12 protein-coding genes are annotated in these 14,119 nt (G+C 57.1%); 9 read left to right on the top strand and 3 right to left on the bottom strand.

What is annotated here, in order from left to right; genetic code table 11:
- Positions 1-72 precede the first annotated feature (72 nt).
- Both hglS and P346_RS19465 read left to right on the top strand, forming a co-directional pair.
- Positions 73-1,416: a 2-oxoadipate dioxygenase/decarboxylase HglS gene (gene hglS / locus P346_RS19460; RefSeq protein WP_032657127.1), complete on the top strand. Its 1,344-nt coding sequence runs from the start codon at positions 73-75 to the stop codon at positions 1,414-1,416.
- A gap of 43 nt (positions 1,417-1,459) precedes the next feature.
- Positions 1,460-2,965 carry a carboxylesterase/lipase family protein gene (locus P346_RS19465; RefSeq protein WP_032657125.1) on the top strand — a complete coding sequence of 502 codons (1,506 nt, stop codon included), beginning with the start codon at positions 1,460-1,462 and terminating at the stop codon, positions 2,963-2,965.
- Here the strand turns inward: P346_RS19465 and P346_RS19470 are convergent.
- Positions 2,952-3,794, bottom strand: a complete 843-nt coding sequence (locus P346_RS19470; RefSeq protein WP_032657123.1) for a LysR family transcriptional regulator — start codon at positions 3,792-3,794, stop codon at positions 2,952-2,954. The two genes, P346_RS19465 and P346_RS19470, sit on opposite strands and share 14 nt — an antisense overlap.
- 115 nt (positions 3,795-3,909) lie before the next feature.
- On the opposite strand from P346_RS19470, the gene P346_RS19475 reads away from it, so the two are divergent.
- The 4 genes from P346_RS19475 to rimL all read left to right on the top strand — a co-directional run bounded on the left by P346_RS19475 (position 3,910) and on the right by rimL (position 8,411).
- Positions 3,910-5,079 carry a pyridoxal phosphate-dependent aminotransferase gene (locus P346_RS19475; protein ID WP_032657121.1) on the top strand — a complete coding sequence of 390 codons (1,170 nt, stop codon included), beginning with the start codon at positions 3,910-3,912 and terminating at the stop codon, positions 5,077-5,079.
- Positions 5,080-5,101: 22 nt separating this feature from the next.
- Complete coding sequence (locus P346_RS19480; RefSeq protein WP_025756391.1) at positions 5,102-5,875, top strand: transporter substrate-binding domain-containing protein; 774 nt, start codon at positions 5,102-5,104, stop codon at positions 5,873-5,875.
- Positions 5,876-6,117: 242 nt separating this feature from the next.
- A complete protein-coding gene (locus P346_RS19485) occupies positions 6,118-7,773 on the top strand; it encodes a glucan biosynthesis protein D (RefSeq protein WP_032657119.1) in 1,656 nt (551 codons plus the stop codon).
- Between the two features lie 98 nt (positions 7,774-7,871).
- Complete coding sequence (gene rimL / locus P346_RS19490) at positions 7,872-8,411, top strand: 50S ribosomal protein L7/L12-serine acetyltransferase (RefSeq protein WP_032657117.1); 540 nt, start codon at positions 7,872-7,874, stop codon at positions 8,409-8,411.
- Here rimL and ydcK read toward each other — a convergent pair.
- Complete coding sequence (gene ydcK / locus P346_RS19495; RefSeq protein ID WP_032657115.1) at positions 8,406-9,386, bottom strand: YdcK family protein; 981 nt, start codon at positions 9,384-9,386, stop codon at positions 8,406-8,408. The genes rimL and ydcK overlap by 6 nt on opposite strands.
- Positions 9,387-9,508: 122 nt before the next feature.
- Here ydcK and tehA point away from each other — a divergent pair, with 122 nt between their 5' ends.
- Positions 9,509-10,507: a dicarboxylate transporter/tellurite-resistance protein TehA gene (gene tehA / locus P346_RS19500; protein WP_032657113.1), complete on the top strand. Its 999-nt coding sequence runs from the start codon at positions 9,509-9,511 to the stop codon at positions 10,505-10,507.
- Between the two features lie 2 nt (positions 10,508-10,509).
- Positions 10,510-11,103, top strand: a complete 594-nt coding sequence (tehB, locus tag P346_RS19505; protein ID WP_032657112.1) for a tellurite resistance methyltransferase TehB — start codon at positions 10,510-10,512, stop codon at positions 11,101-11,103.
- Here the strand turns inward: tehB and pepT are convergent.
- Positions 11,100-12,329: a peptidase T gene (gene pepT / locus P346_RS19510; protein ID WP_032657110.1), complete on the bottom strand. Its 1,230-nt coding sequence runs from the start codon at positions 12,327-12,329 to the stop codon at positions 11,100-11,102. The two genes, tehB and pepT, sit on opposite strands and share 4 nt — an antisense overlap.
- A gap of 111 nt (positions 12,330-12,440) precedes the next feature.
- Between pepT and P346_RS19515 the strand changes: the two genes are divergently transcribed.
- Positions 12,441-14,036: an ABC transporter substrate-binding protein gene (locus P346_RS19515; protein WP_032657108.1), complete on the top strand. Its 1,596-nt coding sequence runs from the start codon at positions 12,441-12,443 to the stop codon at positions 14,034-14,036.
- The last annotated feature ends 83 nt before the right edge of the window (positions 14,037-14,119 follow it).

Here is a 14,119-nt window from a genome sequence, read left to right as displayed (position 1 = left end):
TCAGAAATTCTTCCCCCCGGAAGGAACGGGTTTCTCTACACTCCAGGTAATATTCACTGGAGGCATGACATCATGGCGAACACCATCACGGCTGATGACATTCGGGAACGCTTTTCGCAGGCTATGTCGGCGATGTACCAGCAGGAAGTTCCGCAGTACGGCACCTTGCTTGAACTGGTTGCGGACGTAACCCTGGCGGTTCTGGAAAATAATCCACTATTACATGAACAACTGGCTAACGCCGATGAGCTTGCGCGTCTGAACGTGGAGCGTCACGGGGCGATCCGCGTCGGCACGGCACAGGAACTTTCAACCCTGCGCCGTATGTTTGCCATCATGGGCATGTACCCGGTCAGCTATTACGATCTCTCCCAGGCGGGGGTGCCGGTCCACTCAACGGCGTTTCGCCCGGTTGATGATGCGGCCCTGTGTCGAAATCCGTTTCGTATCTTTACTTCGCTGCTGCGTCTTGAGCTGATTGAAAACGTCGCGCTGCGCGAGCGTGCCGCAGAGATCCTGTCTCACCGGAACATCTTTACCCCTCGCTGCCTGGAACTGATCGACCTCCATGAGTCGGAAGGGCAGTTTACTGACGCACAGGCCCACGAGTTTGTGCAGGAAGCGTTAGAAACCTTCCGCTGGCACCGCCATGCAACGGTCGATCAGGAGACCTATCTGGCCCTGAGCAACGAGCATCGCCTGATTGCCGACGTGGTCTGCTTCCCGGGCTGTCACATCAATCACCTCACGCCGCGCACGCTGGATATTGACCGGGTGCAGGAGCTGATGCCGAAGTACGGTATCGAGCCAAAAATTCTGATCGAAGGGCCGCCGCGTCGCGAGGTGCCCGTCTTATTGCGTCAAACCAGCTTCAAGGCGCTGGAAGAGCCGGTGCTGTTTGCCGGTGAACATAAAGGCACCCACACCGCGCGCTTCGGTGAGATTGAACAGCGCGGCGTGGCGCTGACCCCGAAAGGCCGTGAACTGTACGATAGCCTCCTCGCCCAGGCCGGAACAGGTAAAGATAACCTCACGCACCAGCTGCATCTGCGGGAGATTTTTAGCGCCTTCCCGGACAGTGAAATGCTCATGCGCCGTCAGGAGCTGGCCTATTTCCGCTACCGCCTGACGCCAGCCGGGGAAGCCCATCGGCATGCGTTTCGTCCAGGAGACGATCCGCAGCCGCTGATCGAGCGCGGATGGGTGGTTGCCCAGCCGATCACCTACGAAGATTTCCTCCCGGTCAGCGCCGCGGGGATTTTCCAGTCAAATCTCGGGAACGAAACCCAGGCCCGCAGCCACGGTAACGCCAGCCGCGATGCGTTTGAAGACGCGCTGGGATGCCCGGTGTATAACGAGTTTACGCTCTACCAGGAGGCTGAAACGCGCAGCAAACAGCGTTGCGGTTTGCTCTGAAATCGTTACTCTGCTGGGGTGTGATGGAAAAATTAAGGTCGTTATGCAAAATCCTTCCGCCCCTGTGGTTGAAACGCGCCAGGGCGCACTGTCTGGTTTAACCGATGAAAACGTTCACTTCTGGTGCGGTATTCCCTATGCCGCACCGCCCGTGGGGGAGTGGCGCTGGCGCTCGCCCCGGCCGCCTGAACGCTGGGATGGGCTGCGCGAGGCCACGGCCTTCTCACCCTCAAGCTGGCAAAGCAGCGAGTATTGTCAGGAGCTAGGCGGCGGCGATCCGGGCCAGTTTTCTGAAGATTGCCTCTACCTTAACGTCTGGTCCCCCACAGAGCGCGACGAGCCGCTGCCGGTTATGGTCTGGCTGCACGGGGGCGGGTTTACGATTGGTGCCGGAGGCCTGCCGCCGTATAACGGCAAAGCGCTGGCCGCGCGCGGCGTGGTTGTGGTCACGATCAACTACCGTCTCGGTCATCTCGGCTTTTTCGCCCATCCCGCGCTGGAAGGCGAGGAAGGGCGCGTGGTGCACAATTTTGCCCTGCTGGATCAGATCGCCGCGCTCGAATGGGTACAGGAGAATATCGCCGGGTTTGGCGGTGATCCCGCTAATGTGACCCTGTTTGGCGAATCCGCTGGCGCGCGCAGCGTGCTCTCTCTGCTGGCCTCGCCGCTGGCGGCAGGATTGTTCCATAAGGCGATTGTGCAAAGCGGATACACCCTGCCGGACACGCCGCGCGAGCAGGCGCTGCAGAAAGGGGAAGCGTTGGCCGCACATTTCGGGCTGGAAAATGCGACCGCCGGGCAGCTGCGCGCCATTCCGCCCGAGGCGTTCTGGCCGCTCACCGCGCCGCTGAACGTCGCCCCGGCGCCCATCGCTGGAGACTGTGTTCTGCCGGAAGCCATGCTGGACGTCTTTTTCGCTGCCCGTCAGCATCCGGTGCCGGTAATGATTGGCTCCAACAGCGATGAAGCCAGCGTGATGGCGGTGTTTGGCATCGATCTCGCCGGACAAATTCAGAAGCTTCGCCGGGAGCGTCGCTTCGGGCTGGGGCTGATAAAGCTGCTCTATCCGGGCGTGAAAGGCGATGAAGAGCTGGGCAGGCAGGTGTGCCGCGACATGGCGTTTACCACCATGGGCTACGTGGTGATGCAGGCCCAGCAGCGCGTGGGTGGGTTGTGCTGGCGTTACTGGTTTGACTATGTCGCCGAAGCGGAACATGGCACGTATATCAACGGCGCCTGGCACGGCAACGAAATTCCCTACGTCTTCGATACGCTCGGCAAGGTGGAGCCTTCACGTCATTATGCCAATGAGCGGGACCTGCAGTTTGCTGCTCAGGTGGCGGATTACTGGGTGAGCTTTGCGCGTGATGCGGGTCGTCGCGACATCCTGCCCGGGCCGACGCACTGGCCCGCGTGCCGTAAAGGGCGGGACGTTCTGTTACGCATTGGCGTGAATAAACATGCAGGTTTCAGACTTGAAAACCGCTTTATGCGCGCCCGCATGAGCCTCTTCAAGCGGGTGATGAAGCACCACGTCAGCCTCGATTAAGCAAACAGGCGCGAAACGCCGCGAGACCATTTTCCTCGCCTGGCGTTTCGCGCAGCACCAGCCGGTAGCTTGCGCCGGTTTTTATGCTTGTCTCATAGGGCCGTACCAGCCTTCCTGCGTGAATATCTTCTGCCACCAGCGTTTCGTCGGCGATGGCGACGCCCAGCCCCTGAATGGCGGCCGTAATGGCGAGATCCATCGTGTCGAAGTGTTGATTTTTGTGCATGACAAAACCCGGACCTTCCTGTTTCGTCAGCCAAAGCGACCAGTCTGTCTTATCCCTTGTGGGGTGAAGGAACGTTAACGAGCCCAGCGCTGCCCCCGCACGCACCGGGCTTATCACCGGGGTGAGCGCCTCTTCGAATAGCAGATCGCCTGCGCTCATGTGCGTGCCGAACACGATGGCCGCGTCGTAAGATTCGGTTTTGAAATTGACGTTGTGATCGGTGGTGGTGGTCAGCGCAATTTGTAGATCCGGATGCTCGCGCTCCACCTCCAGCAGGCGCGGCACCAGCCAGCGCATGGCGCAGGTGGGGGCCTTCAGCCGGATCACGGTGTGCTGGCTGCGTGCCTGGTCGGCCACGGACAGCAGCTGCTCGAAAGCGGACTGCAGCTCCGGAAGCAGGGCGCTGCCCTGCGGCGAGAGGCGCAGCCCGCGCGCGTGGCGTTCAAAAAGCGGAAAGCCAAACCACGCCTCAAGGGAGGCAATCTTACGGCTCACGGCCCCCTGCGTCAGACACAGTTCCGCCGCGGCATGGGTCAGGTTGAGGTGACGCGCGGTGACTAAAAATGCGTCGATGGCATTAAGGGGGAGCGAACGGCGTGACATAGAAAACACCTCAGCTATGCATTTTTCTCATGGCTATTATGACAACAATTCGATTGTCCCGACAGCACAGATGTTGTTTGAATAGTTATGCAATGTCCATGAGAAGGGAAAGAGGATGACTTTACGAACGCCAGTGCAAACGCGCTCCAAACTGCCGGATGTGGGAACCACCATTTTTACCGTTATCGGCCAGCTCTCGGCGCAGCATAACGCGATTAACCTTTCTCAGGGCGCACCGAATTTTTCATGCGACCCGAAGCTGATTGAGGGCGTCACCCGCGCAATGGAGGCGGGGCATAACCAGTACGCGTCGATGACCGGTCTGCAGCCGCTCAAGGAACGTATTGCCGATAAAATTGCCACGCTCTACGGCACGCAATATGACCCTGCCAGCGAGGTGCTGGTGACCGCCAGCGCCAGCGAAGGGCTCTATTCGGCGATTAGCGGGCTGGTGCACCCGGGCGATGAGGTGATCTACTTTGAGCCGTCCTTTGACAGCTACGCGCCGATTGTTCGTCTGCAGGGGGCAACGCCGATTGCCATTAAGCTCACCGTGCCGGATTTTGCCGTCAACTGGGATGAGGTTCGCGCAGCGATCACCCCGCGCACGCGCATGATCATCATCAATACGCCGCATAACCCGAGCGGCCAGGTCTTCTCCGCCAGTGACCTGCAGCAGCTGGCGGCGCTGACGCGCAATACCGACATCATTATTTTGTCTGACGAAGTGTACGAACACGTCGTTTTTGACGGCGAGCCACACCACGGGATGGCCACGCACCCGCAGCTGGCGGAGCGCAGCGTGATTATTTCTTCTTTCGGAAAAACCTATCACGTCACCGGGTGGCGCGTGGGTTACTGTGTTGCACCGTCGGTACTGATGGACGAGATTTGTAAAGTCCATCAATTTTTAATGTTTTCTGCCGATACGCCAATGCAGCACGCCTTTGCTGAGCATATGATCGACCCGCAAACCTGGCTGTCGCTGTCGGTGTTTTACCAGCGCAAGCGCGATCTGCTGCACAGCCTGCTGGCCGATTCGCCGTTTACGCTGCTGCCGAGCGCCGGATCGTTCTTCATGCTGGCGGACTACAGCCAGTTCAGCGACGAGCGCGACAGCGAGCTGGTGAAACGGCTGATCGTTGAGTACGGCGTTGCCACCATTCCGCTGTCGGCGTTTTATGCGGACGGTACGGATAATAAATTGATTCGTCTCTCTTTTGCGAAAGATGAGGCGACGTTACGGGCAGGTGCCCAGGCCCTGTGTCGGGTTAAACCACGCTGAGATAGGCTCTGAGGAGTTATAGATGAAATTACGCGCGTTAGTTGTCGGCATGGGATTGCTGTGTACTTTTTCTTCCTTCGCGGCTACCGAGCTGCGTTACGGTCTGGAAGCTGAATACCCGCCGTTTGAGAGCCGCAATGCGGCGGGCGAACTGGAAGGGTTTGACGTTGAGCTGGGGAACGCCATCTGCAAAGCGGCAGCGCTGAAGTGCAGCTGGGTTGAAACCTCCTTTGATGCGCTGATCCCGGGCCTGGTGGCGAAGAAATTTGACGCCATCAACTCGGCGATGAACATCACCGAGCAGCGCCGCAAGAGCATTGATTTTACCCAGCCGATCTACCGTATTCCGTCGCAGCTGGTCGGCAAGGCCGGTACGGCGGTTGAGGCAACCCCAGAAGGGCTTAAGGGTAAAACCATCGGCGTGCTGCAGGGATCCATTCAGGAAACCTATGCGAAAGAGCACTGGGAAAAGCAGGGTGTCACCGTGGTGTCTTATAAAGATCAGAATATGGCCTGGGGCGATCTGCTGAATGGCCGTATCGACGCCTCGCTGGTTATGTCCGCGGCCGGGCAGGCAGGTTTCCTCAGCAAGCCGCAGGGGAAAGGGTTTGGCTTCATCGGCAAACCGGTGTCTGACGACACTATCCTCGGCAGTGGGATCGGTTTTGGGTTGCGCAAGGGCGACGAGGCCACCAAAAAGCAGCTTGATGCCGCGATCGATAAAGTACGTGCCGACGGCACGATCGCAAAACTCGCTGATAAGTACTTCCCGGGTATCGATGTCAGCGTAAAATAACCGCCTCATTCGCCCCGTCAGCTGATGTCCTGACGGGGCATTTTTATACACATTTTCCAGGCTTTCTTTACACCACTTTCGGGCCGTTCTGGTCGACAGAAAATATTTCTCACTTTGTTCAGATAATCACCGGCCAACAATTGGATTCTTAACCATTTTTGTTTAGGCTGTGCGTTCTTTCTTGCCGTCATTTCGCCGAGCGCGAAACACATTCACACGACCATAAGGACGTTTTTCCAGGCATGAATCGCAGACGTTTTCTAAAAGGCTCGCTGGCAGTGGCAGCCCTGAGCGGCACATCTGGCCTTGCTTCCCTGTTTTCCAAAGCGGCGTATGCTGCCGACTCTGACATTGCTGACGGCCAGAGCCGTCGTTTTGACTTCTCCGTACTGCAATCCATGGCGCATGACCTGGCGAAAACCCCGTGGGGTGGCGCGCCGCGTCCGCTGCCGGAGACGCTGGCAACGATGACGCCGCAGGCGTACAACGCCATCCGCTACGATGAAAAACAGTCACTGTGGAACAACATTGAAGGGCGTCAGCTGGACGTGCAGTTCTTCCATATGGGAATGGGGTTCCGCCGCCGCGTGCGGATGTTCTCGCTGGACCAGTCGACCTCTATGGCGCGCGAGATCCACTTCCGTCCGGAGCTGTTCAGCTACGGCGAAACGGGTGTGGATACCAAACAGCTGGAAGGGCAAAGCGATCTCGGCTTTGCGGGCTTCCGCGCCTTTAAGGCCCCTGAACTGGCGCGTCGCGATATCGTCTCTTTCCTGGGCGCGAGCTATTTCCGCGCGGTGGACGACACCTATCAGTACGGCCTGTCTGCCCGCGGTCTGGCGGTTGATACCTTTACCGACACGCCGGAAGAGTTCCCGGACTTTACCTCCTTCTGGTTTGAAACCGTCAAACCCGGCGACACGACCTTTACCGTCTATACGCTGCTTGACAGCCCGAGCGTTACCGGTGCCTATAAATTCGTGATCCACTGCGAGAAGAGCCAGGTGATTATGGAGGTGGAAAACCATCTCTACGCGCGTAAGGACATCAAGCAGCTCGGCATCGCGCCGATGACCAGCATGTTCAGCTGCGGCAATAACGAACGCCGCATGTGTGACACCATTCACCCGCAAATTCATGACTCCGACCGCCTGGCAATGTGGCGCGGCAACGGGGAGTGGATTTGTCGTCCGCTGAACAACCCGCAGAAGCTGCAGTTCAACGCCTATATGGACAAAAACCCGAAAGGGTTCGGCCTGCTGCAGCTCGATCGCGATTTCTCTCACTATCAGGACGTGATGGGCTGGTATAACAAACGCCCGAGCCTGTGGGTTGAACCGCGTAACGACTGGGGGAAAGGCGCGGTTGGCCTGATGGAGATCCCGACCACCGGTGAAACGCTGGATAACGTGGTCTGCTTCTGGCAGCCGGAAAAACCGGTGAAGGCGGGCGACGAGCTGGACTTTAAATATCGTCTGTACTGGAGCGCCATGCCGCCGGTGCGTTCTCCGCTGGCCAACGTCTTCGCTACCCGTACCGGTATGGGCGGGTTCCCGGAAGGCTGGGCACCGGGCGAAAATTACCCGAAAGTGTGGGCCCGTCGCTTTGCCATCGACTTCGTCGGTGGCGACCTGAAGGCCGCTGCGCCAAAAGGTATTGAGCCGGTGATTACGCTCTCCAGCGGTGAAGCGACGCAGGTTGAGATCCTCTACGTTGAGCCGTTTGACGGCTATCGCATCCTGTTTGACTGGTACCCAACCTCGGATTCGACGGAGCCGGTGGATATGCGCCTGTTCCTGCGCTGCCAGGGAGATGCCATCAGCGAAACCTGGCTGTACCAGTATTTCCCGCCTGCGCCGGATAAACGTCATTACGTTGACGACAGGGTAATGCGTTAACCCTTGTGCCGGGTGGCGGCTTCGCCTTACCCGGCCTACGTTTCGATACTGTAGGCCGGGTAAGGCGAAGCCGCCACCCGGCAATGACGAGGCACTATATGTCTTCAGAAATCATCCCCGTTACCCAGGATATCGAGCTTCGCGCTGTCGAAGAGCGTTACACCACCGACCTGCACAACCTCGTCGTCAAAAACAAAACCTTTCTGCAAACCGCCTTTGACTGGGCGCAGCACGTGGGCAGCGAAGAGGATACCCGCCGCAACGTGCAGAGTAACCAGATGCTGCACCAGCGCGGCTACGCCAAAATGTTTTTGATCTTCGCGAGCGATGAACTGGTCGGCGTGCTGTCGTTCAATACGATTGAACCTGCCAACAAGACCGGGTACATCGGCTACTGGCTGGATGAAGATCGCCAGGGGCAGGGCATTCTCTCCCGCTCACTTCAGGCGTTTATGCGCTACTACGTCGAACGCGGGGAGATCCGCCGTTTTGTGATCAAGTGTCGGGTGGCGAATCAGCACAGCAACAGCGTTGCCGTGCGCAACGGTTTTACGCTGGAAGGGTGCCTGCGGGAAGCGGAATACCTGAACGGTCGCTTTGACGATGTGAATATCTACGGGAAGATCGCTACCCTATAACGCCCCCAGCAGCGGGGTGCGGGTGATGCGCTGGTCGCCGTTAATCACCTTTTCGCCGCGCAGGTGAATGCTCTCCCCGGCAAACGCTTCGATGACCGCATCATCGGTGATTTCAACCCGGTGCTCGATGAGCACATCGCCGCTGATCCGCGCGCGTCCCTGGATCACCACCTTATCGTCCAGCATGATCGGCCCGCCGCGCAGCCAGGCCTGACCGCCAATCAGAACGTGGTGCTTGATGACGCAGTTTCCTTCCACCACGGCATTCTCCGCAATCTGAGAGCTGTAGCGCACCGTCGGAATGGCATCCTCATCAAAACCGGCAATCACGCGGGCGTTGCCATAGACCTTTGCGCAGTCGCACACCCAGACGTTATTTAAGTCGTTACCTTCGAGAATTGCGTTGTCGAATATTTCGGCTCGGTGCTCAACAAAGGCAAAATTCACCATCGCTTCGCCGTAGATTTGAGCCTGGTGCACGATGCGCGACTGGCTGACGGTCGCCTTATCGTAGATTTGCAGGATTTGGTCATGGTCCGGCGTCAGCCCTTTGGCGGCAATGATTACGCTATTGTGCAGAATGCGGGCGTCGCCGTAGAGATGACACTCGCCCCGCACGCAGGAGTGCTGAATGGTGACGTTGTCACCTATGCGCGCGCCGTGGCTGACCTCTGCCGCGTCCAGCCAGCAGCTGCCGCTGATATGCGCATCGTGGCTAATGATGCAAGGCAGGGTAAGACGCGCGTTGCCGGACACGGTTGCACCGGCGAACACCACGCTGTTTTCGTCGTAGATCCAACATTCGCCGTCCTGGGCGAGGGCGCGCTCATCGTCAACCCAGCCGCCTTTCGTGCCGGCCGTCACGTCGTTAAAATCCACTGTCGCGATAATCTGCCGCAGCGTGAAGGAGTGGGTTGTGTCGCCGTTTTTCCATTGCCAGAGGCGGGTTTCGTCGCTAAGGCGATATTTATTCATCTTTAGGTCTCTGATAAGCGTCTCAACTAAACGTAGCAAACTTTCGGCTTTTCGTTGTGCTGGCATCCGCTGCAGAAACCCCTTAAAATGGCATTTAAAATACATTTTAAAAATTAAAATTAATGAATCACTTTAACAAACCCCAACAGGTACTTAACTTGCCCGCAGGATATTTTGGCATGGTGCTTGGCATCATCGGGATGGGTTTCGCATGGCGATACGCCAGCACCCTCTGGCCGGTGACGCGCTGGCCGGGTGAGGGCCTCGTTGCCCTTGCGGTGATGTGCTGGTTTCTTTTAACGGTCGCGTTTTTGACGCGCGCGATTCGTTTCCCGCGCAGCGTGCTGGCAGAGATGCGACACCCGGTGATGAGCAGTTTTGTCAGCCTTTTCCCGGCCACCACGATGCTGGTCGCCATCGGGTTTATCCCCTGGTTCCGGCCTGTCTCGCTGGCGTTGTTTGGCATTGGCGTGGTGGTGCAGCTTGCGTACTCCGCCTGGCAAAGCGCCGGATTATGGCGCGGGAGACATCCGCAAGAGGCGACCACGCCTGGATTATATCTGCCTACGGTGGCGAATAATTTTATCAGCGCGATGGCATGCGGTGCCCTGGGCTTCAACGATGCAGGGTTAGTCTTCCTTGGCGCGGGCGTCTTTTCCTGGCTCAGCCTGGAACCGGTTATTCTGCAGCGTCTTCGCAGCGCAGGGGAGCTTCCCTCCGCACTTCGTACTTCATTAGGTATTCAACTGGCGCCCGCGCTGGTGGCCTGTAGCGCCTGGTTCAGCGTGAATGGCGGCCAGGCGGATATCTTTGCGAAAATGCTGTTCGGCTATGGACTGCTGCAGCTGCTGTTTATGCTGCGCCTGATGCCATGGACTCTTTCCCAGCCGTTCAATGCCTCTTTCTGGAGTTTTTCTTTTGGCGTATCGGCCCTGGCAACCACGGGGCTGCATCTGGGACAAAGCAGTCCGGTGGGCTTTTTCCATGCCATTGCCGTGCCGCTGTTTATCTTCACCAACGCGATTATTGGATGGCTGTTGGTGCGTACATTGATTCTGCTGCTTCAGGGCAAACTTCTGGTTCGTGCTGATAAAGCGCTGCTTATGCAATCCGAGGAATAATAATGACCGTCGACGAGAATTACTTCACAGAGAAATATGGCTTAACCCGCACCCATTCAGAGGTGCTGTTCAGTGCGGCACAGATTAAACCGGGTAAAACGCTGGATCTGGGCTGCGGCAATGGCCGTAACAGCCTCTTTCTGGCGGCCAACGGTTACGAGGTGACCGCGTGGGACAAGAACCCAATGAGCATCGATAATATCGAGCGCATCAAGGCGGAAGAAGGGCTCGATAACCTCCACACGGCGATTAAAGATCTCAACAGCCTGAGTTTTGACGGCGAGTACGATTTCATTCTCTCCACCGTGGTGCTGATGTTCCTGGAGTCAAAAACCATCCCGGGGCTTATCGCCAACATGCAGCGCTGCACCAAGCCCGGCGGCTACAACCTGATTGTTGCCGCGATGGACACGGCGGATTACCCGTGCACCGTCGGCTTCCCGTTTGCGTTTAAAAGCGGCGAGCTGAGCAACTACTATGAAGGCTGGGAGTTGCTCAAATACAACGAAGACGTTGGCGAACTGCACCGCACCGATGAAAACGGCAACCGCATCAAGCTGCGCTTTGCCACTATGCTGGCGCGTAAGCCCGCTTAACGGGCGGCCAGCAGGCAGATCTGCAGCGCAGTGTTGTAAGACGCCTCGAACGACGACAGCGGCAGGAATTCAAACTTCGAGTGGAAGTTATGCGCGCCGGTGAAGAAGTTCGGCGTGAGCAGCCCTTTTGCCGAGAGCGCCGCGCCGTCGGTCCCGCCGCGCATAGGCGTCGGTTTCGGCGTGATGCCGAGCGATTCCATCGCCTCGAACATCAGATCGATAGCGCGTCGGTCTTCACCAATCGCATTGCTGATATTGCTGTAGGTATCTTCAATGCGATAATCGACCGTGGCCGTGGGATGTTGGGCGGCAATCAGCGCGGCAACGTCGGCAATCTGCTGCTTGCGGGCGGCAAAGCTGTCCTTGTCAAAGTCCCGGATATTGGCCTTAAGAATGGCCTCGTTCTGACCGGCCTGAATGCCGTTAAACCAGATATAGCCTTCACGCCCCTCGGTGCACTCTGGCGTTTGCTGGCGGTCAAAATAGTTGATGTAGTCAGTCGCCATCAGCAGGGGATTCACCAGCACGCCTTTGGCGGACATCGGGTGCGCCGTTACGCCGGTAAAGCGGATCTCAGCGGCTGCCGCATTAAAGTTCTCGTAGACAATTTCCCCCAGCTCGCAGCAGTCGATGGTCCAGGCAAAGTCGACGTCGAAGCGCTTAAGGTCAAGCGCTTTTGCACCGTTCAGGCCAATCTCTTCGTCAGGCACAAATGCCACGACGATATCCCCGTGCTGATGCTCTGCCGTCAGATTTTCCAGCACCGTCATGACGACCGTGACCGCCGATTTATTATCCGCGCCCAATACGCTGGTTCCGTCGCTGAAAATAATCTCCTCATTCGGATAAGCCAGAATTTCAGGATGCTCTTTAACCCGCAGCCAGATGTCTTTCTCTTTATTCAGACAGAGATCTTCACCGGTAAAGGTTAATATTTGTGGATGAATATCCGGTGATAATCCCACGTCCACGGTATCAATATGGGTAATAAAGCCGATGCGCGGCGCGCCGGGCACGTTGCCTTTTTTTACCGCCGTTACCGTGGCGAATTCATCAATCACAATGTCGTCTAGCCCCAGCTGTGCCAGCTCCTGCGCCAGTTCCCGCGCCATGTCGTGCTGGCCCGGCGTTGAGGGCAGGGTTTTGACTTTGGGATCGCTCTGGCTGGTGATAGCGAGATAGCGGAAAAAACGGTGCGTTAATTGTCTGGAAAGCGGCGAGCCCATAGTGATTTATTCCTTATTTATTTTTCAGGTGTTTGCCACATCACTTTAATGTTATTTATGAAATGGCAAAAGAATTAATTAGCCGTCGAATTAAAAAGACAGGAATAAATGATGAAAAGCAAACTCACAACTTTAGCGCTGGCGCTCGCTGCACTCACGGTCAGTTCCACCGTCGCCGCGAAAACGCTGGTGTATTGCTCCGAAGGATCGCCGGAAAACTTTAATCCTCAGCTATACACCTCGGGAACCAGCGTGGACGCCAGCGCCGTGCCGGTCTATAACCGGCTGGTTGATTTCAAACCCGGCACCACGGAGCTGGTGCCGGGCCTGGCGGAGCGCTGGGAGGTGAGCGACGACGGCAAGGTTTACACCTTCCATCTGCGTAAGGGCGTCAAATTCCAGAGCAATAAATCCTTCACGCCGACCCGCGACTTTAATGCCGACGACGTGATTTTCTCGTTTATGCGCCAGAAAGACGTGAATCATCCCTATCACAACGTCTCTAACGGCAGCTATTCCAACTTCGAAAGTCTGGAGTTTGGCAGCCTGATAACGAGCATTGATAAAGTTGATGACCACACCGTGCGCTTTACCCTGGCGCACCCGGAAGCGCCGTTTGTCGCCGATCTGGCGTGGTATTTTGCCTCGATCCTGTCTGCCGAGTATGCCGACGCGATGCTCAAAGCGGGCACGCCGGAGAAGGTGGATATGGAGCCTATAGGCACCGGGCCGTTTAAGCTGGCGCAGTATCAGAAGGATTCGCGGATCCTGTTTACGGCGTTTGCCGACTACTGGCAGGGGAAATCCAAGCTGGATCGTCTGGTGTTTAGCATCACGCCGGATGCCTCCGTGCGTTTTGCCAAAATTGAGAAGAACGAATGTCAGGTGATGCCGTTCCCGAACCCGGCGGATCTGCCGCGCATGAAGGCGAACAAAGACATTAACCTGATGAGCAAAGCCGGGCTGAATACCGGCTTTCTGGCGTTCAATACCCAAAAGCCGCCGCTGGATAACGTAAAAGTCCGTCAGGCGCTGGCGATGGCCATCAATAAACCGGCCATCATTGAGGCGGTGTTCCACGGCACCGGCACCGCGGCGAAGAACCTGCTGCCGCCGGGCGTCTGGAGCGCAGACAGCGAGCTTAAAGATTACGATTACGATCCCGAAAAGGCGAAGGCGCTGCTGAAAGAGGCCGGTTTTGCCAACGGCGTGAGCGTCGACCTGTGGGCGATGCCGGTGCAGCGTCCGTACAATCCGAACGCGAAACGGATGGCAGAGATGATTCAGGCCGACTGGGCGAAAATCGGCGTACAGACCAAAATCGTCACCTACGAATGGGGCGAATACCTTAAGCGCGTGAAGGGCGGTGAACATCAGGCCGCGCTGATGGGATGGACGACCGCAACGGGCGATCCTGATAACTTCTTTGGTCCGCTATTTACCTGTACCTCGGCAAACGGCGGCTCAAATTCGGCGAAATGGTGCTATAAGCCCTTTGATAAAATTATTGCGGAAGCTAAATCAACGACCGATCGCGATAAACGCGTGGCGCTGTATAAAGAGGCTCAGCAGATGATGCATGACCAGATGCCCGCGGTGATGATTGCGCATTCAACCATTTTCGAACCGGTGCGCAAGGAGGTGACGGGCTATGAAATCGACCCGTTTGGCAAACATCTGTTCTGGCAACTGGATATAAATCAGTAATTTTTCACTGCCCGGCACGCCTCCGGGCAGTCTTTTCGCAATTTGTGCTCCCCGCATCATTTTTTGTCACAACAAACCCGTCA

Origin of the sequence: Enterobacter sp. DC1 (assembly GCF_000568075.1) — a bacterium.
GTDB classification, from domain to species: Bacteria; Pseudomonadota; Gammaproteobacteria; order Enterobacterales; family Enterobacteriaceae; genus Enterobacter; species Enterobacter asburiae.
This window is presented reverse-complemented; position numbering and strand designations above follow the sequence as displayed.